The sequence below is a fragment of the Kribbella sp. NPDC000426 genome (assembly GCF_040300265.1).
In the GTDB taxonomy this organism is placed as follows: domain Bacteria; phylum Actinomycetota; class Actinomycetes; order Propionibacteriales; family Kribbellaceae; genus Kribbella.
This window is the reverse complement of record NZ_JBEPDK010000001.1, coordinates 835571-858258: the sequence shown is the minus strand read 5'-3', so window position 1 is coordinate 858258 and position 22688 is coordinate 835571. Positions and strand designations below refer to the sequence as shown.

Sequence of the window (22688 nt, the reverse complement as noted above, 5' to 3'; positions counted from 1 at the left end):
CATGCGCCGCCGGATCCTGCTGCTCTCGGTGGGTATGACGACGTTGGTCGTGCTCGCGTTCGCCGTACCGCTGGTGATCCTGCTCCGCAGTACGACGGCCAGTGAGGCGAAGGACAAGGCGCTGTACCGGGCCGAGACCGTCGCGTACTACGTCGGCGACAGGGACCACACGGCCGACGACATCACGGCGTACATCAACGGGTTGAAGGACGGGCCGGGCACGATCTCGGTGCGGATGCCGGACGGTACGACGCTGGGCGACCCGCCGCCGGGCGGCGTACCCACGCCGAAGTCGATGCCGGCCGACTACAACGACGACGGCGACGACAAGGGACCGCCGAAGCTCGGCGACGCGGACTATCGCGATGTGAACGGCGGGATGGCGGTGGACGTCGCCGTCGATACTCCCACCGGGCCGGCTTCGGTTTGCCTTTATCTGACGGCGGAGGAGTTGTACGACGGGTTGGTGCCGCGGCTGCTGATCCTCATCGGCGGGAGCCTGCTCGTGCTCTTGCTGAGCATCGTCGGGGCCGAGCTGGTTTCGCGGCGCTTGGCGCGACCGTTGGAGGAGACCGCGAGTACGGCGGAACGCCTCGCGGCCGGCGACATCGAAGCGCGCGCTCCGACGACCGGCCCGGCCGAGGTGGCGAAGGTCGGCGCCGCGCTGAACGGACTCGCGGACCGGATCGACGAGGTCATCGCCGTCGAACGCGAGGCGGTGGCGGACCTGTCGCATCGATTGCGTACGCCGTTGACCGCATTGCGGCTGCAGGTCGAGGCGCTTGGCGATCGCGAGAGCGCCGAGGAGCTGAACACGCAGGTCACGAGTCTGGAGCGGACGCTGACCGCCGTCATCAGCGCCGCCCGCCGGCCGCAGCGCGAAGGACGGGTGCCGAACTGCGACGCCGTCGAGGTGACCCGTGCCCGGGCCGCGTTCTGGGAGCCGCTCTTCGAGGACCAGGGGCGGGCGCTTACGTTGGACCTGCCAACGAGCGCCGCGATGGTCCGCTCGTCCGCCGAGGACCTCGCCGCCGCCCTGGACGCGCTGGTGGAGAACGTCGTCGCGCACACACCCGATGGCACACCCGCGCACATCACGCTCACCCGCGACACCACCCACATCCACATCACCGTCGCCGACGAAGGCCCCGGAATCCCTTTGGGCGCAGGCGAACGAGGCCGCTCCGACCGAGGCTCCACCGGCCTAGGCCTGGACATAGCCCGCCGCTACGCCGAATCCACCGGCGGCCACCTAACCATCCACCCCAACCAGGTCCAACTAACCCTCGCCGCCAGCTGACTAGATCTTGGAGGGGTGGGTGGCTAGCGGGGTTACGTGGATCTTCATGTAGGGGAACAGGGGCAGGCTGGACAGGATTTCGTGGAGGGTGTCGTTGGAGGGGACGTCGAAGATGCTGATGTTCGCGTACTCGCCGACGACCCGCCACAGGCCGGGCCAGACGCCTGACTCTTGGAGTTCGATGGCGCGGGCCTTTTCGGCGGCGACGAGGGGTGCTGCGTCCAGGTCGGGTGGGAGGTGGACGTCCATGCGGACGTGGAAGAGCATCAGGGCTCCTTGGTGAGATGGGGGCGGCGGAGGGCCGTGACCGCGTCGGGGTCCAGCTCTACGCCGAGGCCGGGACCGTCGGGGAGGTGCAGGGTGCCGTCGGCGTACGTCAGCGGCGTACGCAGGATCTCCTCGGTGAAGAGCAGTGGGCCGAAGAGTTCGCTGCCCCAGGTGACGCTGGGGGCGGCGCAGGCGAGTTGGAGGGACGCTGCGGTGCCGATGCCGGTTTCGATGGAGGTGCCGCTGTGGCAGGGGATGGCGGCGGCTGCGGCGATTGCGGCGATGTCGCGGGAGCGGCGGAGGCCGCCGAGTTTGGTGGTTTTCAGGGACCAGATGTCGGCGGCGCGAAGGGAGACGAGGCGAAGCGCATCGACGGGGGTCCGCAGGGACTCGTCGGCCATGACCGGGATGGGCAGCAGGCGGTTGAGCTCGGCCAACGCCTCGACCTGCTCACCGGGGACAGGTTGCTCGACGAGTTCGACGCCGGCCGCGGCGAGCCGCGGGAGGTGGGTCTTCGCTGTCAGGAAATCCCACCGGGCGTTCAGGTCCACCCGTACTCCGGCCGCGTCGGCGAGCTTCTCCGCGATCGCGCACACCCGGCGGGTGTCCTCCTCAGGAGCCAGCGCGCCCATCTTCAGCTTGAAGGTGCGATGCCCGGAACGCAGTTTGGCCAACGCCTCCTCGACCACAACCTCCTCCGGCTCCGCGCCCAACGCCCAGGTGACGTCGACCGACGTACGCGCGAGTCCGCCGAGCAACACATGCACAGGTACGCCGAGGGACCGCGCCCACGCGTCGTGCAGCGCGACCTCGACCGCGCACTTCGCGTAGAGGTTGGCGCCGACGCGATCCGAGATGTCGGACCACAGGCCCGCGATGTCGGCGACGGACCGCCCCGGCAGCAGCGGAGCGACGTACGTGTCGAGCGTGACCTTCATCGACTCGACCGACTCGCCGCCCCACCAGGGGCCGCCCGGAACCACGCCCTCGCCCACACCCACGACGCCGTCGCGGGTGTGGACGAAGGCCAGCAGGACCGGCTGGGCAGTCATCGCGACGCGGGCGAACCGGTGCGGTCGCCGGAGGGGTACGTCGATGATCACCGTCTCCAGCCGGTCGATGGTGAGGTCCATCAGCCCTGCTCGAGCTCGAAGTCGTAGGACACCCGCCGTACGCCGCTGCCGTCGTCGACCGGGTCCAGGACCAACTCGGGTTTCGTCGCCTCGGCGACGTCGGAGTCGAGCCACTCCCCACCGGCGAAGTACAGCTGGGTGGTGATCGTGCGATGCCCGTCCGCCCGCACCATCAGGTGCAGGTGCGCCGGCCGCCACGGATGCCACCCGGCCGCCTCGATCAGCTTGCCGGTCGGCCCGTCGGTCGGGATCTGGTACGGCGCGGGCTGCACGGTCCTGATCTCGAACGAACCCGAATCATCGGTCGTCACCACACCCCGCAGATTCCCGAGCGGGATACCCGGCGCGAAGCCCGAGTAGTAGCCGTCGGCATCGGCATGCCAGATGTCCACCTCGGCGCCGGCCAGCGGCGTACCGTCGACATCCCGCACCTGCCCCGACAGCACCAGCGGCGCGCCCTGCTCGTCGTCCCGATGCGGCAACTCGCACGACGACGAGAGCCGCACCTGGTCAGGCAGGTAGTACGGGCCGAGGATCGTTCCCTTCGTCCCGTGCTGCGCCGAGGCCGCGACCTCCTCGACGACGTGCTCGACGAAGACGTCCATGAACAAAGGCCATTCGCCGACCTCGCCCACCTCCATCAGCCACGCCTTCGCGGCCTGGAACTCGGGGTAGGTGACTTCGTGCGAGCGGATCGCCGCGTGCACACCTTGCAGTACAGCGGTCACCACCGCACTCACGCGCTCGGGCGACACCTCGGCGGCCGAACGTGCTGCCGACTTGAAGTTCGAGCTCGCGTTCGCGCCGGAGCCCGCGGCGGTCGGAGAGTCCTGCCCGTAATCCTGCACAGTTGTCATGATGCGCCCTTTCAGCGGTTCAGGATCCGGCTGACGTCGGTCGGGTTGATCAGGTCGGGGACGGTCCAGCCGTCCAGGTCGTACTCCGCGAGCATGGTCTCGGCGAAGCCCTTCATCGCCGCGGTCTCGCCCTGGGCCTCGGCGGCGAACAGGATCTCGGCCTTCACGTTCTCGTGGTTGCCCGAGTAGTTCCGCTCGTACAGCTCGTGCCGGCCGCCGAACTCGGTGCCGACCGAGTCCCACAGCGCCTTCATCAGCTTGGTCCGCTCGACCGCGTCGTACCCGTTCGATCCGCGCACGAAGCGGTCCAGGTACGGCCGGACCTCGGGCGTCTTGAAGTCGACGGCGTTGGAGTTGAGGTAAATGAGGCCGGAGGCAACATCCTGCTGGATGATCTCCTTCACCCGCGGGTATCCGGTGATCATGAACTGCCGGTAGATCAGGCCGTAGTCGAGTTTCGGCAGCACGGTCCCGTTCGGGCCCGGGTCCGGGTTCAGCGCCATCGCGTCGGCCATGCAGCGGAACAGGTTGCGCCAGCCGATCACCTCGCCGACCCGGGTCTGCACGCCGCGGAAGTCCTTGCTGCCCGTGCATTCGAGGGCCTTGAGCAACAATCCGGCGATGAAGTCGAGCTTCACCGACAGCCGGATGCAGCCGTGGAAGGTGAACCGCGGGATGAACCCGGACTGCGGGAAGAAGCCGTTGATCTTGTCGACGTCGCCGTACAGGAAGATGTTCTCCCACGGCACCAGCACCTTGTCGAAGACGAAGATCGTGTCGTTCTCGTCCAGCCGGCTCGACAGCGGGTAGTCGAACGGGCTGCCCATCACGTCGGCCTGCATGGTGTACGACGGCCGGCAGATGAGCTTCACACCAGGGGCGCTCATCGGGACCGTGCAGATCAGCGCGTACTCCTTCTTCTTGATCGGCAGCCCGTAGTGCGCGATGAAGTTGTAGTTGGTGATCGCCGACCCGGTCGCCACCACCTTCGCGCCGGACACGATCACGCCCGCATCGGTCTCCTTCTCGACCCGCATGAAGATGTCACCGGCCTCGTCCGGCGGCAGGTTTCGGTCGACCGGCGGGTTGATGATCGCGTGGTTCCAGTACAGGACCTTCTCCTGCGACTCCTTGTACCAGCGCTTCGCGTTCTCCTCGTACGGCGCGTAGAAGTCGGTGTTCCCGCCCAGCGTGCCGAGGAAGCTGGCCTTGTAGTCGGGGCTGCGGCCCATCCAGCCCCAGGTCTGCCGGGCCCAGTGCTCGATCGCGCGGCGCGAGCTCTGCAGGTCCTCGACGCTGTGCGGCGTACGGAAGAAGGCGTGCGTGTAGCCGCCGTTGCCGGTGTCGGTCGGGACGGTGATCTCGTCCTTGGTCGCCGGGTCGTGCAGGGCGTCGTACAACCGGGCGGTCATCCGGGCCGGGTTGCGGAACGCCGGGTGCTCGGTGACGTCCTTGACGCGTTCGCCGTAGATCCAGATCTCGCGGTCGTCGCGGATCGAGTCGAGGTACTCCGCACCGGTCATCGGGCGCTTCGTCGTGGTCTGGGGCTCCACAGTGGTGGTCATCGAGGGTTCCTTTCAAGCAGTGGCGTGAAGACGGCGCTGGTGTCGAACCAGCCGCGCTCGGGGCAGTCCAGCGATCCCGACCAATGGGTCTCGACCGGACCGAGGTTGCGGAACCGGCCGCCGTGGAACAGCAGCGGGTCCCGGGCGGTGATCTCGACCGCGGCCACCTCACCGATCACGATCAGGTGGTCGCCGCCGTCGTACGTCCGCCACGGCCGGCACGAGATCGTCGTGGCCGCGCCGTCGAGCAGCGGAGCGATCGGACCGTCGACCCAGCCGGGGGCCTGGGCCGGATCTTCAGTGGGTCGCCCGGCGAAATGCCAGGCGACGTGGAGCTGGTCATCGGCGAGCACGTTGATCGCGAACGGCTTGCCGTCGAGGTACTGGCACGCCTTCGACGTGCGGCCCAGCGTCACCTGCGCGAGCGCGGGCTCGAGCGAGACGGCGGTGAAGGCGTTCACGGTCGCGCCGTGCGGCCGGCCTTCCTCGCTGGTGCAGGTCACCACGGTCACGCCGGTGGCGAACTGGCCGAACGCGTTCCGGAGTTCTCGCGAGTCCATCTGCGTCACCTCTTTCAGATGTACGCTCTGCGTACAGTAAGTACGCTTGGCGTACGACACGACCATGGAGGTCTCGGTGTCGACTGTCAAGAGCTCAACAACTTTTCCGTAGCAGGGCGTGGAAGGATGGCCCCCATGGTCGGTGAGGGGAACGAGCGCGACTACGTGCAGAGCATCGAGCGCGGGTTCGCCGTCCTGCTCGCGTTCGACGCCGACCGGCCGAACCCGACGCTGGCCGAGGTCGCGACGGCGACCGGGCTGTCGCGTCCCGCCGTCCGGCGGATCCTGCTGACCCTGCAGAAGCTCGGGTACGTCGCTGCCGTCGGGAGCCGGTGGACGCTGACGCCGCGGGTGCTGACGATCGGGCAGCACTACGCCGCGACGCACACGTTCGTGGAGACCGCGCAGCCGCATCTGCTCCGGCTGGCCGAGGAGACGCAGGAGTCGGCGTCACTCGCGCAGCTCGACGGGACCGACGTCGTGTACGTCGCCCGCGTCCAGGTCCGCCGGATCATGGCGGTCTCCGTGGACGTGGGCAGCCGGGTGCCGGCGTACGCGACCTCGATGGGACGTGTGCTGACCGCGTGGGCGGACGCATCCGTCGTCGACGCCGTGATCCAGGGCGGGCTCAGGCGGTTGGCGCAGCGCACGATCACCGATCCGACCGCGTTCCGGGACGCGCTGCACCAGGTGCGGCAGGACGGGTACGCCGTGGTGGAGTCCGAGCTCGAGGACGGGCTGCTGTCCGCGGCCGTCCCGGTCCGTACGCCGGACGGCGCCGTACTCGCGGCCCTCGCGTACTCGACGACCGTCGGACGGCGCACGGAGAGCCAGATCGTCGAGAAGGTCATCCCGCTGATGCAGGAGACCGCCGCGGCGATCGCCGAGGACCTTCGCCTGCTGGGTGGCACCCGCCGCCTGGATGCCCAGGCTCGCGACGGCTTCTACTGAATCCTCCCGGTCGAGCCCGGCCGAGCCGCCGCGCGCGGTCAGCCCGGCTGGACCAGCGCGCTGACCACGGCGAGTGCGCGATGCAGGTGTGGTGCCTCGTCGTCGGTTCGGGTTGCGGCCGCGAGTTCGACGGCGGCCTGACCGCTCAGCGGCCGGTACGCGACGCCCGGGACCAGCAACTCCGCCACCGGCGCCGGCACCACCGCGATTCCGAGCCCGGCCGCCACGAAGGTGACCAGCGTCGAGGTCTCCGCCACCTCGTGCCGGACCCGCGGCTCGAATCCGGCGGCGCGGCACCGCGTCACGACGGTGTCGTGCATCACCGACCGTCCGCCGCCGGCATGGATCACGAAGTCCTCGTCGGCCAGGTCCTTGAGCCGAACGCGACGTCGCTCGGCCAGCCGATGCCCGTCCGGCACGGCAACGATCAAGCGGTCGGACCGCAGTACGTGCACCTGCAGCGATTCCTCGTCGACCGGAGGCCGGAGCAGCCCGAGGTCGATCCGTCCATCGACCAGCGCCTGGGCTTGGTCCGGCGCGAGCATCTCGCCCTGTACGGCGACCTCGACATCGGGCAGCTCCTCCCGCAGCGTCCGCACGAGCTGCGGCAGCAGGCTGTACGTCGCCGAGCCCACGCACCCGATCACCAGCCGCCCCTGCAAACCGGCGGCGACCCGCTGCGCCTCACCGGCGGCCGACGACACCGCCCTGATGATCTGCCGGGCTCTGACCAGGTACGCCTCGCCGGCCGCGGTCAGCTCGACGCGGCGCGTCGTACGACGAAGGAGCTGCAGGCCGAGCTCGCTCTCGAGCTGACGGATCTGCTGCGACAACGGCGGTTGGGCCATGTGCAGGCGGGCCGCCGCGCGACCGAAGTGCCGCTCCTCGGCGACGGCGACGAAGTACCGCAGGTGACGCAGCTCCACGATTCATACTCTCAAAGTCTCGATCGAGCGTAAATGAGTATTTCTCCATATCGGTCCGTACGGCCTACCGTCGAGGTCATGAGCGATCCGCGTGACATTGTGATCTGCGAACCGATCCGTACGCCGGTGGGCCGGTTCGGCGGGGCGCTGTCCACGCTGTCGGCCGCAGATCTCGCCACGGCCGCGCTCACGGAGCTGCTACGGCGTACCGGGCTGGGCGAAGGTGATGTCGACGACGTCGTCCTCGGCCAGTGCTACCCGAACGGCGAAGCCCCCGCGATCGGGCGGATCGCTGCGCTCGACGCCGGGCTCGGGGTGTCGGTGCCGGGTGTGCAGCTCGACCGCCGGTGTGGCTCGGGTCTGCAGGCCGTGTTGTATGCCGCCGGGATGGTCGCGACCGGCGCGGCCCGCGTGGTCGTTGCCGGAGGCACCGAGTCGATGTCGCAGGTGGAGCACTACGCGCTCGGTCTGCGCACCGGCGTACGCGGCAACGTCGAGCTGAGCGACCGGCTGATCCGTGCGCGCGAAACCGCCGGCGGCAAATACCACCCGGTCCCCGGCGGAATGCTCGAGACCGCCGAGAACCTGCGCCGCCGCTACGCCATCACCCGCGAGGAGCAGGACGAGCTCGCCCTCCGCTCCCACCAGCGCGCCGTTGCCGCACAGGCAGAAGGCCGCTTCGCAGCCGAGCTGTTCCCGCTGGAAGTCCCGACCCGCCGAGGCGCGGCGACGCTTGTCTCGGTCGACGAGCACCCACGCCCCGACACGTCCCTCGAGGGACTCGCCGCGCTGCGGCCGGTGATGCTGAAGGGGGATCCCGAGGCAACTGTCACCGCCGGTAACGCGAGTGGGCAGAACGACGGTGCCGCGGTCTGTGTCGTCACCACGCGCGACGAGGCCGAGCGGCGCGGTCTCCGTCCGTTGGTCGCCCTCCGATCGTGGGCCGTCGCCGGCGTCGGGCCGGAGGTGATGGGCATCGGACCGGTCCCCGCGACCGCGGCAGCCCTCGCTCGCGCCGACCTGACTCTCGACGACCTGGACCTGATCGAACTCAACGAGGCCTTCGCGGCCCAGGTCCTCGCCTGCCTGCGCGAATGGAAGCTCAACCCCACCGACGACCGCCTCAACCCCAACGGCTCCGGCATCTCCCTCGGCCACCCGCTGGGCGCGACCGGCGCCCGCATTCTCGCCACGCTCTCCCACGAGCTCCACCGGCGCAACGGCCGCTACGCCCTGGAAACCATCTGCATCGGCGGCGGCCAGGGCATCGCGGCGATCTTCGAGGCCGTCAGATGACGGTGGCCCATCTCGTCACCGGCCGCCCTGACGCACCGGTCGTCGTACTCGCGAACTCGCTCGGCTCCACCTGGGAGATGTGGGACGCGAACCTCGCCGAGCTGGAGCAGCACTTCCGCGTCGTCCGCTTCGACACCCGCGGCCACGGACGCTCGCCGGTCCCACCAGGTCCGTACACGATCGACGACCTCGCCGACGATGTCGTTGCCCTGCTCAACGAACTGGCAGTCGAGCGTGCCCACTTCGTCGGGCTCTCGCTCGGCGGGATGACCGGGCTCCGCCTGGCCGCGCGTGAACCTGCCCGCGTCGACCGCCTCGTTGTACTGTGCACCGGCGCTCGCCTCGATCCCTTGAGCGGTTGGACCGACCGGGCGGAGCTTGTCCGCGCGAAGGGGACGGCAGCCGTGGCGGAGGTCGTCGTACGACGGTGGTTCACGCCGGGCTGGTTGGCGGAACATCCGCAGGTCCGGGCTGCGTGTGAGGAGATGGTTGCCTCGACGCCGGCCGACGGGTACGCCGCGTGCTGCGAGGCGATCGCCACGATGGACCTGGGCGACGACCTCCCCGCGATCACCGCGCCGACGCTCGCGATCGCCGGCGCCGACGATCCGGCCACTCCGCCGTGGCAGCTCGAGCGGATCGCCACAGAAGTTGCCCACGGCAAACTACTCGTCGTACCGGATGCCGCTCACCTGGCCGCGGCGGAACGACCCGACCTGGTGACGCCGGCCGTCATCGCCCACCTTCAGGGGGAGAACGAATGAGCGTGGACAAGGTCTTCGCGACACCGGCCGACGCGGTCGCCGACATCCCGGACGGGACCAGCCTGGCGGTCGGCGGATTCGGTCTGGCCGGCATCCCGTGGTTCCTCATCGGGGCCTTGCTCGACCAAGGCGCTCGGGACCTGACCGTGGTGTCGAACAACTGCGGTGTCGACGGCGCAGGGCTCGGGCTGCTGCTGGAACAAGGGCGGATCAGCCGGGTGATCGCGTCGTACGTCGGGGAGAACAAGGAGTTCGCGCGTCAGTACCTCGCGGGGGAGTTGACGGTTGAGCTGACTCCGCAGGGCACGCTGGCCGAGCGGTTGCGGGCCGGCGGCGCCGGGATCGGTGCGTTCTTCACTCCGACCGGCGTGGGGACGCTGGTGTCGGAGGGCGGGCTGCCCTGGCGGTATGCCCCGGACGGGACCGTCGCGGTCGCGTCGCCGGCCAAGGAGGTGCGCACGATCCAGGGCCGGGAGATGGTGCTCGAGGAGGCGATCGTGACCGACGTCGCGCTGGTCCGCGCCGCAGTCGCCGATCGGGCCGGGAACTGCGTGTTCCACGCTGCTGCGCGCAACTTCAACCCGGTCGCCGCGATGGCCGGCCGGCTGACGATCGTCGAGGCCGAGCAGGTCGTCGAGGTCGGGGCGCTCGATCCGGATGCGATCCACCTGCCCGGCGTGTTCGTCCGACGCGTCGTACCGCTCACCGCAGAGCAGGCCGGGGAGAAGAGCATCGAGAAGCGCACAACCCGTCCCCGGCCGGAGGCCTGAGATGCCTTGGACCCGCGATGAGATGGCCGCCCGCGCGGCCGCGGAGTTGAACGACGGCGAGTACGTGAACCTCGGCATCGGACTGCCGACCCTCGTCCCCAACCACCTGCCGGCGGGTTCGTCCGTCACCTTGCAAGCGGAGAACGGCGTGCTCGGCGTCGGTCCGTTCCCCTACGACGACGAGGTCGACCCGGACCTGATCGACGCCGGCAAGCAGACGATCACCGTCGTACCGGGAGCGTCGTACTTCGACTCGGCCACCAGCTTCGCCATGATCCGCGGCGGGCATGTCGATGTCGCGATCCTGGGCGGAATGCAGGTCTCCGCGGCCGGCGACCTGGCGAACTGGATGGTGCCGGGAGCGGTCGTCAAGGGCATGGGCGGCGCGATGGACCTGGTCTCCGGCGCCCGCCGCGTCGTCGTCCTGATGGAACACCGCACGCGCACAGGTGACCCCAAACTGGTTGCCTCTTGCACGCTTCCCCTCACCGGCCGCGCCGTGGTCCACCGAGTCATCACCGACCTGGCCGTTCTGGACGTCGCCCAAGGTAGCTTCCATCTGATCGCGCTGGCCCCCGGCGTCACCCGCGCCGACCTCGAACAAGTCACCGCAGCCCCTGTTACCTAGAACGACCCGTTCGTCGGTACGCAAGGCGGAAATACATGCCATTAGCAACAACCTGTTGCGACACGGGGTAGTTGATCGGTTACTCTGGGCTGTTTTCTGTGGTATGCCTTGCGGGCGACTGTCGAGAGAACGGGGACTTGGGGTGGCCGCTGGGGTTGTGCGTGTCCGGGGATTGCGGGCTCTGCTCGCGCTGCTGTTCGTGGCGACCGCCGGTTTGGTGCTGCCGGCAACTGCTCGGGCGGATACCGTGCGGGAGTTCGGGAAGGTCTTCGGGGCGCAGGCGAACGGGGCGATCCGGATCACCGGCAACAGTTTGCTGACCTGTGATCGGTCACAGGCGGCCTGCCGGACCGCGCTCGCCGGGGGAAGCTCCAGCGCGAACAACAACGACTGGACGATGGAGCTCCTCGACACGGACTCCGACCCGTCCACGAAGTCCTCCTCGGGCGCGACCGTCGACCTGCCCTCCGGCGCTCAGGTCCTGTACGCCGGCCTGTTCTGGGGCGCCGCCCGCGGTGCCGGCCGCGGTGGCACGGCAACCACCGAGGACGGTACGACGATGCGGCTCCGCCTCCCCGGCGAGACGGCGTACCGGGACGTGACCGCGAGCAAGACCGATCTGCTGAACACCGGCTCGAAGAACGACTACTCGTCGTACCTGGACGTCACCGACCTGGTGCGTGCCGGGGGCAACGGTGAGTACTGGGGCGCGGACGTGCCGACCGGCACCGGCGCGGACCGGTACGCCGGGTGGAGCCTGGTGATCGCGTACGAGCAGGCGAGTGAGCCGCTCCGCGATCTGAGCGTGTTCAACGGGTACGCCAAGGTCAGCAGCGGCGAGCCGGTGCGGACCAGCATCTCCGGTTTCCTGGCGCCGCCGAGTGGTGCGGTCAACGCGCGGTTCGGCAGCGTCACGTACGAAGGCGACGCCGGGATCAGCGGTGACTACTTCGCGGTCAACGGCACCCGACTCGCCGACGCGCAGAACCCGTCGGCGAACTTCTACGGCAGCCGGATCACCGACGGCGGCGCGAACCTGACCGGCCGGACGCCCGCGGCCGTCAACAACCTGGGCATGGACGCCAAGGTCGTGGACGCGGCCGGGATCGTGCCCAACAACGCGACCAGCGCCGACCTGACGTTCGCGAGCACCGGGGACGTGTACTACCCGGCCGCGCTGACCACGCAGATCGACCTGTACGCACCGACCATCGTCGGCACGAAGACGGTACGGAACCTCGCGGGCAACGATCCCGCGAAGGTTGGTGACACCCTCGAATACACGCTGAGCTACAGCAACACCGGCGACGACGACGCGCTCCGCTCGACCGTCCGCGATCCGCTGCCACCCAACACGACGTACGTCCCGGGGTCGCTCAGCATTGCGTCCGGCGCGGGATCCGGCGCGAAGACGGACCGGCCGGGCGACGACCAGGCGGAGTACGACGGCACCGCGCGCATGGTCCGCGTCCGGATCGGCACCGGCGCGAACGCGACCACCGGCGGCCGGCTGAAGAAGAACCAGAGCAGCACGGTCCACTTCCGCGTGACCGTCGACAAGGCAGCGGCCGGTACGACGATCGACAACACCGGCCTGCTCGACTACACCGCCGAGACGCTGAACAAGCAATACACGTACCGCACCGACGAGGTACACACTCCCGTTGCCGCAGAGGCGGACGTGTCGATCACCAAGACCGCCAAACCCGACCCGGTCGCGGCCGGCGACGAGCTGACTTACACGTTGGTTGCCCACAACAATGGTCCGAGTCCCGCCGAGGATGTCACCGTCACGGACACCCTGCCCGACGGCGTCGAGCTGGTTTCGGCCACGCCGGCCCAAGGTAGCTGCAAGGCAACCACCTGCACGCTCGGGGTGATCGCGTCCGGCAAGAGCGCCACGATCACCGTCGTCGTTCGTGTCCCCGCCGCGAGTACGGCGACCAGCCTGACCAACGTCGCAACTGTCACCACCTCGACCTCCGACCCCAACGCGGACAACAACACGTCCTCGGTCACCACCGACGTGACCCGGGCTGCGGACCTCTCGATCGAGAAGACCGTTGATCCGACAACTCCCGCGCCGGGGCAGCCGGTCGTATTCACCCTTGCCATCCGCAACAACGGCCCGTCCGACGCGGTCAACGTCCGGGTGGCCGACACCGTCCCCGCCGGCTTCACAATCACCGGCGTACAGTCCGCCGCCAGTTGTACGTCGGCCGGCCAGGACGTCAGCTGCAACCTCCCGAAGCTCGCGGCCGGGTCCAGCGTCGCCGTGAAGGTCGCCGCGACCCTCGACTCCGGCTATCAGGGCGGGGCGCTGACCAACACCGCGAAGGTCAGCAGCGACACCCCCGATCCGGATCAGTCGAACAACACCGGCTCCGTGAAGGTGACGCCGGGCGCGGCCAAGGCCGATCTCGTGGTCACCAAGGAGACGATCACCAAGCCGGTGGTCGCCGGTCAGCCGATCACCTACAAGATCAGCGTGCGGAACGACGGTCCGTCCGACGCTCGCAAGGTCGAGTTGACCGACGACGTACCGAGTGCCGTGAGCGGCGTGACCGCTGACTCGTCCGCCGGGACCTGCACCGTGACGTCCGCGCAGGTCACTTGTGCGCTCGGCGATCTGACGGCGGGATCGACCGCGACGATCACGCTCACCGGGACCGTCTCGGCCAAGGCGATCGGCGACCTCACGAACTCGGCGACAGCTACGAGTACGACGCCCGACCCGGACAGCGGCAACAACACGGGACGGACCACGGACGACCTGACCGCCAGCGCCGACCTGGCGATCACGAAGACCGCCCAGCCGACGCCGGTCCAGGCCGGCCGGCCAGTCACCTACACGCTGACGGTGACGAACAACGGCCCGTCGGCGGCGCAAGCGGTGACCCTGACCGACCCGGTGCCGGCGCCGCTGACGTACGTCTCGGCGACGCCGTCGGCCGGATCCTGCACCGAGGCCGCCGGCGAGGTGACCTGCAAGCTCGGCACGGTGGCTCCGGGCGACGTGGTTACGGTGAGCGTCGTGGCGAACGTTCCGTCCGGCGCGCCGCCGAACCAGCTCGACAACACCGCCACCGTCAAGTCGCCGACACCGGATCCGGTCGACGACAACAACACGGCGACGTACACGCTGATGACCGGCGCTCAGGCCAACCTCACGATCACCAAGACCGCGTCGCCCGACCCCGTCGTGGCCGGGAAGGCGATCACCTACAAGCTGACCGTCAGGAACGCCGGCCCGTCGGATGCGCACGGCGTCACCGTCATCGACGACGTACCGGACGCGGTGACCGGGGTCTCGGCCAGCGCGACCGGTGGAGCCACCTGTACGACGGCGAACGGCCAGGTCCGTTGCCTCGCGGCGACGCTGGCGGCGGGCGACAGCCTCGTCGTCACCGTGACCGGAACGGTCGCGCCGTCGACGGCGCCCGGCGACCTGCGGAACTCCGCATCCGTAGACGCCACCACGCCGCAGGACCCGACGAGGTCCGACAACACCTCCACCACCACGCCGACGGTCGAGACTGAGGCTGACCTCTCCGTCACCAAGACGGCCGCCGCGACGGTTGTCGCAGGCAACGAGATCACCTACAGCCTGGCCGTGCACAACGCAGGTCCGTCCGACGCCGTCGGCGCGGTTATCTCCGATAGCCTGCCGGCCGGTACGACGTTCGTCCGCGGCACTGGTCCGGGTGGCGACTGCACCCAGGACCCGGCGGTGTCCGAACCCGTCGTCAGCTGCCCGGTCGGGCGGTTGGCCGCGGGCGATGATGCCACGGCCACGATCGTCGTCAAGGTCTCGCCGGACCAGCCGGCCGGGACGCTGGTCAACACGGCGACTGTGAGTTCGCAGACTCCCGACCCGACCGACGGGAACAACAAGGACACCGCCGACACCAAGGTGACCACGGCGGCGGACCTGTCGATGGCGAAGACGGTCCAGCCGTCGCCGCTGACCGCCGGCGGTGAGGCGGTCTACACGCTGACCGTCCACAACGACGGTCCGTCGGCCGCGCTGGCTGTGAAGGTCTCCGACGCCGTACCCGCCGGCCTTTCGGTGCTGGAGGCAACGACTGCCGACGGTACCTGCACGGTCTCCGGCGCAAACGTGAGTTGCGCGCTCGGGACCGTCGCTGCCGGGGGCAACGCAGTGGTCGTGATCCGGGTCGCGGTCTCGGCAGCGCAGACCGCGGCGATCACCAACACAGGTTCGGTGACCAGCACGACGTCTGATCCGGATCCGTCCAACAACGACGACTCGGTCACGACCAAGGTCGACCAGGCGGCGGACATCGAGGTCATCAAGACCAGCGACGAGTCGTCAGCAGTGGCCGGTGCCGGCGTGACGTATCGGGTGACCGTCGTGAACCATGGCCCGTCGGATGCCACGCAGGTGACTGCGACGGACAGCCTGCCCGCAGGCCTGACCCTCACGAAGGCTGATCCCACGCAGGGACAGTGCACGCCGAACGGGCAGAGTGTCAGTTGCGCGCTCGGGACGATTGCCGCGGGCAACACTGCGACCGTGGTCATCACCGCGGCGCTCGACCCGGCGTACCAAGGGAAGTCGCTGGCGAACACCGCGACCGCGGCCTCGCCGGTGAAGGATCCGGATGAGAGCAACAACAGCTCCACGGTGACGATCCCGGTCGAGACCCGCGCGGACCTGAGCGTAACCAAGACCTCCGACCCGGCCGGAGTCACGCCCGGCAGCACCTTCGACTACACGATCCTCGTGACGAACGCCGGCCCGTCGACGGCTCGTGCGGTCGTGGTGACCGACACCGTGCCCGCCGGGCTGACCGTCAGCTCCGCCTCGAACGGCTGCACGGTTAAGGGGAGCACGGTGAGCTGCGAGCTGGGCGACCTGCCGATCGGGCAGACCACCGTTTCGCTCCGCGTCCGCCTGGCCTCCGGGTACGACGGCGCGAGCGTCACGAACAGCGCGAGCGCGACGTCCACGACACCCGACCCGGACCCGGAGAACAACACCGACACGGTCGAATCGCCGGTGACTGCGCTGGCGGATCTGGCGATCACCAAGACCATGTCCCCGGCCGAGCCGGTGTCCGGCCAGGCGGTCAAGTACACGCTGACCGTGAAGAACAACGGCCCCTCGGACGCCCGACTGGTCGAGGTCATCGACGAACTGCCGCGCGGTCTCACCAACGTGAGCACGAACAGCCGCTCGTGCAAGCTGCTACCGCCGGTAGCCGCCGGAGCACCCGACGCACCCGAGGCCGGCACCATCGAGTGCGGTACGCCGTTGCTCGCCGAGGGCGCCACCATCACCGTCACGATCACGGCAACCGTCGTCGCCGGGTTCAGTGGCACGCTGGAGAACATCGCCCGGATCAGCTCGGCCACCCCGGACCCCGTGATCGCGAACAACGAGGCGAAGGTCAGCGGCCGTACGACGCAGTCCGCGAACCTCAGCGTGCACAAGACCGCGTCCCCGACGACGGTCATCGCCGGGAACAAGCTGAGCTACGTCATCGCCATACACAACGCCGGGCCGTCGTCAGCGGTCGGCGTCACGGTCACGGACGAGCTCCGCGCCGGGCTCCGCCTGACCAGCAAGCCGGACCGCTGCACGATCGGGCAGAAAATCACCTGTGCAGTAGGCCGGATCGACCCGGGTACGACGGCGAAGGTGACACTGGAGGTCGTCGTGGATCCCGGATTCCGTGGCTCGTCGGTGACGAACGCAGCCAAGGCCGAATCGACCACCCCGGACCCTGATCCGAGCGACAATTCCAGCTCGGTGACCGTCAAGGTCACCCCGCACCAGCCGGCCCGACCGACTCCGCCGCCGACCAAGCCAGGTGGCGAACTCGGCGACACCGGTAGCCCGGTCGGTCCAGGCCTCCTGCTGGCCGCGCTGGCGCTCATCGCAGCGGGCGTGGGCCTGGTCGCCGCGGCCGGCCGGCGCCGCCGGACCCGGGCCTGACCAGCGCCGGCGCCCTCCAGCTGACGGGCTGGAGGGCGCCGGTCTCACGGATTTGCATCATCCTGCAATCTATGCACTACTGATCCTCTCCCTCCGCTATAGTCAGCCCGATCTCGAGTTAATCGAGGCAAAACTGGAGGGGGAACTCCTATGAAGTTGCAGCGTTATGCGCTTGCGTTGGCCGGAATCGGCCTGATGGCCACGTCTGTCGCGTCAATTCCGGCCGTCGCCGCAAAGCCGGCTCCGAAGCCGTACATGTCCAGCAAAGTCGCCCACCCGGGGCCTGTGAAGGCGCTGGCCGTCGGTGGCCCGTGCATCAACTACGTCGGCGTGCCGACGGCCGCGGGCACCATGCAGGAGATCGACGTGACGGCCGGTGCGACTCCGAGCGCGGTATCGTGGGAGCCGTTCAACTACGTTGCCACCCGCGCGAACGCGACCTGGTACGGGGCGGTGAACGCTGCCGGCACGCAGTATTACTACTACGGCCTGATGTTGCAGGGCGCGAACCTGTACCGCCAGACGACGTACCTGCCGGACGCCGCGCCGCCGGTCCCGACGTTCAAGAAGGTCGGCACGGGCTGGACCAGCTTCAAGACCATCGCCACTTCCAACTACAGCATCGCGAACCCCAGGCACGCGTACCTGTACGGCCTGAACACCAACAACAGCCTGTACCGCTACCAGATCGTCGGCGCGGGCTTCAAGGCGCTCGGCCCGATCCCGGGCTTCAAGGGCTTCAAGACGATGACGGTGGTCAGCGAGACCGCGACGTACGACACGCTGCTGATGACCACCACCGCCGGTGCGCTCTGGACCGCGCACATCCCGATCGCCGCCGGTGCGAAGCCGGTGATGAAGCTGATCCGCGCCTCGGGCTTCGACAAGTACGAATCCCTGGTCGCGCAGGGCTGCGGCACCCGCGGCGGCACCCTGGTGACTGCCGTCGACAACGCCACGCAGACCGGTACGCAGTACGCGTTCAGCAAGTTCAACGGCACCGCGACCGCCATGACGAACTACGGCGCGATCCCGGGCGCCGTCTTCAACGGCGTCGACCACGTCTCGCTCACCACGCACTACGACCAGGAGGTCAGTGAGTAGTCGTAGTTCCATCAGCGAGCGAGGCCCCAGCACTGCACGTCTGCTGGGGCCTCGACTCGCCACGGGGGTGGCGTCGTCGGGTAGACGCGCGTGCTGAGTACGCGCCCTGCGCTGGTGAAGGCCTCGACCACTGAGCCGTCGAGGAAGATCCGCACCGCCGGCCGGTCCGACGCCGGATCGAAAGCGTCGGTGACCTCCATCCGCCCGCCATGGGCGTGCGTGGCAACGCTCGCGTGGCTCCGGTCGATCGTCAGCGTGCCGGCGTCCAGCTCGAAGGTCAGGTACTCCTCCTCGCCGAAGTGAACGACGACGCGTCCCGAGGCTTCCGGTATGACGATCTCGAGCTGGGCCGTGCTGCCTGGCGAATCGGTCCGCAGCGTCTCCATCGTGGGTACGGGCGCACTCCGCAGCGACGAGTCCGCGCCCAGCCACACAACGCGGGGGAGCGAGATCACCCCGGCCCACCCGTCGTTCCAGCCGGGCCGGTCGCGTCCTTCGGTCAGCCAGCCGAACAACAACGGCCCGAACCGGCTCTCGCGCAAGGCCGACGCCGCATAGAAGTTGGTGCCGTGATCCACCCGCTGCAGAGCAGGCGGTACGTCGACGTCGAACGACAACACCTCGCCCGGCCCGCCCTCAGGTGACCACGAAGCAACCACGGCGATCCGCCGACCGCCGATCGTCAGCATTTGCGGGCATTCCCACGCGGCTCCCGTGTCCTCCCCACCCACCCGCGTACGGGCGAGCTCGGCCAACGGACCAACGGCCGTCCACTGCCTGAGATCAGGCGACCGGTACAAGGCGATGCTCGCGCCGCGGTCGACGTACCCCGCACCGACCGCCATCCACCAGGTCCCGTTCTCCCTCCAGACAAAGGGATCCCGGTACATGACCGCCTCGGCCGGATCCGGCACCACCTGATGCGCCGGTCCGAACGACGCACCGCCGTCGTCCGAGACAGCAGTGAGGACCGACTGGTACGGGTTGCCCTCCACGCGCCCTGAATAGAACGCGCGGATCCGGCCGTCGTCCAGCACGGTGTTGCCGGACCAGCAGCCGTCGGTGTCCGGCCCGCCGGGCTGCGGCGCCATGGCGGGCCGGTGCAGCGTCCAGCGGACGTAGTCGGGCGAGGTGGCATGTCCCCACTCGACCGGCGTCTGTAGGTCGAGCGTCGTCCGCGACTGGAAGAACAGGTGTACGTCGCTGCCGAGCTCGACCGGCCCGTTCGGGTCGTTGATGTATCCGCCGGGCGGCCGGACGTGGTAAGCGGGACGGAGGTGTTCGACCGTCCCGGTCGACCGGTGTGTGGATTGGGTCTGGGTCACCGAGAAGCTCCTGCCGTGATTCCTGCGATGAAGTACCGCTGGGCGAAAATGAACAGCACCACGCTCGGCAGGATCGCCAGCACCACGCCGGCCAGCACCACCGAGATCGAACCGGTGCCGAGGTTTCCCTGCAGGCCGACCAGGCCCAGCGGCAGCGTGAAGTTGTCCTGCGTCTGCAGGAAGATCAGCGGCCGGTAGAACTCGGCCCAGAAGCCGGAGAAGTTCAGGATCGCGAGCGTGGCGATCGCCGGACCGGCCATCTTGGCGTAGATCATCAGGAACGTCTGGAAATGGCCGGCGCCGTCGATCCGGGCAGCCTCCCCGAGCTCGCGAGGCATCTGCATGAAGTACTGGCGCATCAGGAACGTGCCGAACGCGCTGCCCAGCGCGGAGACGACCAGCGACAACGGGCTGTCCGACAGACCGAGGTACCGGATGATCACGAACACCGGGATGATGATCGTCTGCAGCGGCACCATCATCGTGGCCAGGAAGATCCCGAAGATCACCGACCGGCCGGGAAAGCTGACCATCGCGAACGCGTAGCCGGACAACGTGCAGGTGATGGTCTGGCCGACCACGATCAGCCCGGTCACGATCACGCTGTTGAAGAAGAACCGCCCGATCGGGATCTTGTCGAACACCGCGCTGTAGTTGGAGAAGTCCGGGTGCAGCGGGATCCACTGCGGCGGGTTGCTGAAGGCCTCGGCCGGTGTCCGCAGCGACGTGGAGACCGTCCAGAGCAGCGGGCCGAGGGCAACCATCGCGGCGAGCACCAGGACGACGATGCCGGTGATCCGGCCGATCCGCGCGAGGGTTCCGGTGGAGTATGTCATTGGTAGAACACCAACTTCCGTGCCGCCAGGAACTGCAGCCCGGTGATGATCAGGATCGCCACCAGCAGCACGATCGCGATCGCCGAGCCGTACCCGAACTGCAGGTTCTGGAAGCCCTTCTGGTACATGGAGATCGTCACCGTGGTGGTCGCCGACCCCGGTCCGCCCTTGGTCATGATGTACGGCTGGTCGAACAGCTGCATCGCGTTGATCAAGGCAACGACCGCCGCGAACAGGATGGTCGGGCTGATCAGCGGCACCTTGATCCGGAACAGCGTCCGCAGCGGCCCGGCGCCGTCGATCTGCGCGGCCTCGAGCACGTCGGTCGGCACCGACATCAACGAGGCGACGAACAGCACGAACGTGAACCCGACCTGCTGCCACACCGCGATCAGCACGATCGTCGCGGCCGCGCCGAAACCGCTCGTCAGCCACGGCACGTTGGGGATGCCGAGCAGCCCGAGGTAGTAGTTCACGACGCCGAACTTGTAGTCGAACAGGTAGCCCATGAAGATCGACACGGCGGCCGTCGACGCTAGCAGCGGCAGGTAGAACGCAGTACGGAACAACGTCCGGATCCACACCAGCTTGCGTTGGTTGACGAGGACCGCGAGCGCGAGACCGAGCGTCAGCTGGAGTACGACGATCGCGAGCGCCATACCGAGCGTCACGCCGAACGACTTGAGCACCGGACCGTCGGTGAACAGCCGCTGGTAGTTCTCCAGTCCGACGAACTGCGGGCTCGAGATGACGTCCCAGGAGAAGAACGACAACCCCAGCGACGCGACGATCGGGATCGCGGTGAAGACCGCGACGAACAGGCACGACAGCCCGATCATCGCGAAGCCGAACGGGGCCTCCCGGTGCGACGACGGGTGCCGGCGGCGCCTGGCGATGGCGGCCGGCACCTCAGCGGTGGCGGCCGACATCAGCTGGCCCCCGCTGCCTTCTCAAGGTCGGACTGCAAGCCGTCCAGGGCGGCCTTCGCGTCGCCGGACGAGATCGCCTGCGTCGTGCGCTGGTTGAGCGCGGTCGCGAGTGCGTTGTAGTACGGCGGGGCCGGGATCGGCGCCGTCTCCGGGTGCTTGGTCAGGGTGTCGTAGAAGACCGACCAGTGCTTGGGTCCGGTCTTCGCGTACCGCGCGGCCGTCACCAGGGACTTGCGGCCGGGCGTGGTCACGTTGCCCGGAAAGACCAGGTCGAACGTGTCCGGCTTGACCAGCAGCTTCAGCACCTCCCAGGCGAGGTCCTTCTTCTTCGACGACTTGAAGATCGCGTACCCGCCGGCGCCGAACAGATGCCGCTGGCTCTTCCACTTCGGGAACAGCTGTACGTCGAAGCTGCCGTTCTTCATCCCGGCGTTGGTCAACCCGCCGGCCCAGAACCCGCCGCCGATCGACATGCCGATCCGGTTCGAGGCGAACAGGCCCTGGAGCGTGCCGCCACCGCCGACGTCCGGTGACGGCGACAGCCCCTTCTTGGTCAGCTCGATCATGTAGTTCAGCGCCTCGACGGTGCCCTCGGAGTTCGCGGTCGGCGCGCCCCATTTCCAGCCGCCCTTCCGGCCCGCGGCGGCCGGGTCACCGGCGTACGCCTTGTTCCAGAGCCAGTCGCCGCCGTCGTACTTGCCCTCCTCGAGCAGGTTCGCGTTGTTGGCGTACATGAACGATGTCCAGCTGCCCCAGAGGCGGACCACCCAGCCGAACGCGTTGATGCCCTTGAACTTGGCGATCTTCGTCGCCGCGGACTCGAAGTCGTCGATGGTCCAGCCCTCGCTCGGCGGTACGACGCCGGCCCGCTGGAACAGCTCGGTGCTGTAGAACATGTTCCCGGCGTTGAAGCTGTCGGGCAGCTCCCACAGATGGCCCTGGTACATCATCGATTCGACCAGCGCCGGGTGGATGTCGGCGAAGTACTCCTTCAGCGCGGACAGGTCCTTGGTGACGTAGTCGTCGAGCGGGATCGCGAGCTCCTTGGACGCCATCAGCTGCAGGCCCTCGGTGGCGACGCTGATGATGTCCGGCGGTGTCCCGGCCGCGATCTGGGTCAGGACCTTCGCGAGGAAGTCGTTCCAGTCGGTGCCGTTGATCGCCGAGATCTCGAACTTGATGCTCGCGTCGAGCTTGGAGATCTGCGGCTGCAACCGGTTCTGCAGCTGGGTCGCCGCCGCCTGCTCTCCGAAGTACAGCATCTTGAGCGACTTCGACGACGAGCCGCCGCCGCTGTTGCCGCAGGCGGCCAGATCGGCCAGCGCTGCGAGCCCGAGTCCACCGGCCGCCCCGGCCTTCAGCACGGTCCGGCGAGCGATCGGGCCACCGGGGGGATGGATGCCTGTCATGGGGTTTCCTCCTTCACCCAATACGTATTGACCCGGGACCGTAGCAGCGGTCTAGGATGAGGGTCAATACGTATTGGCCCGATCTGTGATAGTTGTTGGCAGCGGC

At 68.6% G+C, this 22688-nt stretch carries 18 protein-coding genes; 8 read left to right on the top strand and 10 right to left on the bottom strand.

The genetic code is table 11. The features are described from left to right. Position 1: 1 nt before the first annotated feature. Positions 2-1300 carry a sensor histidine kinase gene (locus tag ABT313_RS04150; RefSeq protein ID WP_350849846.1) on the top strand — a complete coding sequence of 433 codons (1299 nt, stop codon included), beginning with the start codon at positions 2-4 and terminating at the stop codon, positions 1298-1300. Here the strand turns inward: ABT313_RS04150 and catC are convergent, their stop codons facing one another. From catC to ABT313_RS04125, 5 genes are read right to left on the bottom strand one after another with little or no spacing between them, the layout of a single operon-like run. Further along, the gene (catC, locus tag ABT313_RS04145) at positions 1301-1567 is read right to left on the bottom strand and encodes a muconolactone Delta-isomerase (protein WP_350848454.1); all 267 of its coding nucleotides are present in this window, start codon (positions 1565-1567) and stop codon (positions 1301-1303) included. After that, positions 1567-2700, bottom strand: coding sequence for a muconate/chloromuconate family cycloisomerase (locus tag ABT313_RS04140; RefSeq protein WP_350848453.1), 1134 nt, complete (start codon positions 2698-2700; stop codon positions 1567-1569). The genes catC and ABT313_RS04140 overlap by 1 nt, the downstream gene beginning before the upstream one ends. Continuing rightward, positions 2700-3557, bottom strand: a complete 858-nt coding sequence (catA, locus tag ABT313_RS04135) for a catechol 1,2-dioxygenase (protein ID WP_350848451.1) — start codon at positions 3555-3557, stop codon at positions 2700-2702. The genes ABT313_RS04140 and catA overlap by 1 nt, the downstream gene beginning before the upstream one ends. An 11-nt stretch (positions 3558-3568) precedes the next feature. After that, positions 3569-5122, bottom strand: a complete 1554-nt coding sequence (locus ABT313_RS04130; RefSeq protein WP_350848449.1) for a 4-hydroxyphenylacetate 3-hydroxylase family protein — start codon at positions 5120-5122, stop codon at positions 3569-3571. After that, complete coding sequence (locus ABT313_RS04125) at positions 5119-5682, bottom strand: flavin reductase family protein (protein ID WP_350848447.1); 564 nt, start codon at positions 5680-5682, stop codon at positions 5119-5121. Before ABT313_RS04125 ends, ABT313_RS04130 begins: the two co-directional genes overlap by 4 nt. A 135-nt stretch (positions 5683-5817) precedes the next feature. Here ABT313_RS04125 and ABT313_RS04120 point away from each other — a divergent pair, with 135 nt between their 5' ends. Beyond that, positions 5818-6633 (top strand): IclR family transcriptional regulator domain-containing protein, encoded by an 816-nt coding sequence (locus ABT313_RS04120; protein WP_350848445.1) that lies wholly within the window; start codon positions 5818-5820, stop codon positions 6631-6633. Between the two features lie 38 nt (positions 6634-6671). On the opposite strand, the gene ABT313_RS04115 is transcribed toward ABT313_RS04120, so the two are convergent. Further along, positions 6672-7559 (bottom strand): LysR family transcriptional regulator, encoded by an 888-nt coding sequence (locus ABT313_RS04115; protein ID WP_350848443.1) that lies wholly within the window; start codon positions 7557-7559, stop codon positions 6672-6674. Between the two features lie 78 nt (positions 7560-7637). On the opposite strand from ABT313_RS04115, the gene ABT313_RS04110 reads away from it, so the two are divergent. The 6 genes from ABT313_RS04110 to ABT313_RS04085 all read left to right on the top strand — a co-directional run bounded on the left by ABT313_RS04110 (position 7638) and on the right by ABT313_RS04085 (position 18083). Beyond that, positions 7638-8855 carry an acetyl-CoA C-acetyltransferase gene (locus ABT313_RS04110; RefSeq protein ID WP_350848441.1) on the top strand — a complete coding sequence of 406 codons (1218 nt, stop codon included), beginning with the start codon at positions 7638-7640 and terminating at the stop codon, positions 8853-8855. Further along, positions 8852-9619, top strand: a complete 768-nt coding sequence (gene pcaD, locus ABT313_RS04105; RefSeq protein WP_350848439.1) for a 3-oxoadipate enol-lactonase — start codon at positions 8852-8854, stop codon at positions 9617-9619. Before ABT313_RS04110 ends, pcaD begins: the two co-directional genes overlap by 4 nt. Beyond that, positions 9616-10389, top strand: a complete 774-nt coding sequence (locus ABT313_RS04100) for a CoA transferase subunit A (protein ID WP_350848437.1) — start codon at positions 9616-9618, stop codon at positions 10387-10389. The genes pcaD and ABT313_RS04100 overlap by 4 nt, the downstream gene beginning before the upstream one ends. A gap of 1 nt (position 10390) precedes the next feature. Next, a complete protein-coding gene (locus tag ABT313_RS04095) occupies positions 10391-11017 on the top strand; it encodes a 3-oxoacid CoA-transferase subunit B (RefSeq protein WP_350848435.1) in 627 nt (208 codons plus the stop codon). Between the two features lie 142 nt (positions 11018-11159). Further along, positions 11160-16979, top strand: a complete 5820-nt coding sequence (locus ABT313_RS04090) for a CLIPPER-2 domain-containing protein (RefSeq protein WP_350848433.1) — start codon at positions 11160-11162, stop codon at positions 16977-16979. A gap of 150 nt (positions 16980-17129) precedes the next feature. Beyond that, on the top strand, positions 17130-18083 hold the full coding sequence (locus tag ABT313_RS04085; protein ID WP_350848432.1) for a hypothetical protein: 954 nt from the start codon (positions 17130-17132) through the stop codon (positions 18081-18083). 11 nt (positions 18084-18094) lie between these two features. Here the strand turns inward: ABT313_RS04085 and ABT313_RS04080 are convergent, their stop codons facing one another. The 4 genes from ABT313_RS04080 to ABT313_RS04065 are packed head-to-tail and all read right to left on the bottom strand — an operon-like array spanning position 18095 to position 22582. Further along, positions 18095-19408, bottom strand: a complete 1314-nt coding sequence (locus ABT313_RS04080) for a glycoside hydrolase family 32 protein (RefSeq protein WP_350848430.1) — start codon at positions 19406-19408, stop codon at positions 18095-18097. Beyond that, positions 19405-20244: a carbohydrate ABC transporter permease gene (locus ABT313_RS04075; protein ID WP_350848428.1), complete on the bottom strand. Its 840-nt coding sequence runs from the start codon at positions 20242-20244 to the stop codon at positions 19405-19407. The genes ABT313_RS04080 and ABT313_RS04075 overlap by 4 nt, the downstream gene beginning before the upstream one ends. After that, complete coding sequence (locus ABT313_RS04070; RefSeq protein WP_350848426.1) at positions 20241-21173, bottom strand: carbohydrate ABC transporter permease; 933 nt, start codon at positions 21171-21173, stop codon at positions 20241-20243. Before ABT313_RS04070 ends, ABT313_RS04075 begins: the two co-directional genes overlap by 4 nt. Next, a complete protein-coding gene (locus ABT313_RS04065) occupies positions 21173-22582 on the bottom strand; it encodes an ABC transporter substrate-binding protein (RefSeq protein ID WP_350848424.1) in 1410 nt (469 codons plus the stop codon). Before ABT313_RS04065 ends, ABT313_RS04070 begins: the two co-directional genes overlap by 1 nt. Positions 22583-22688: the final 106 nt, after the last annotated feature.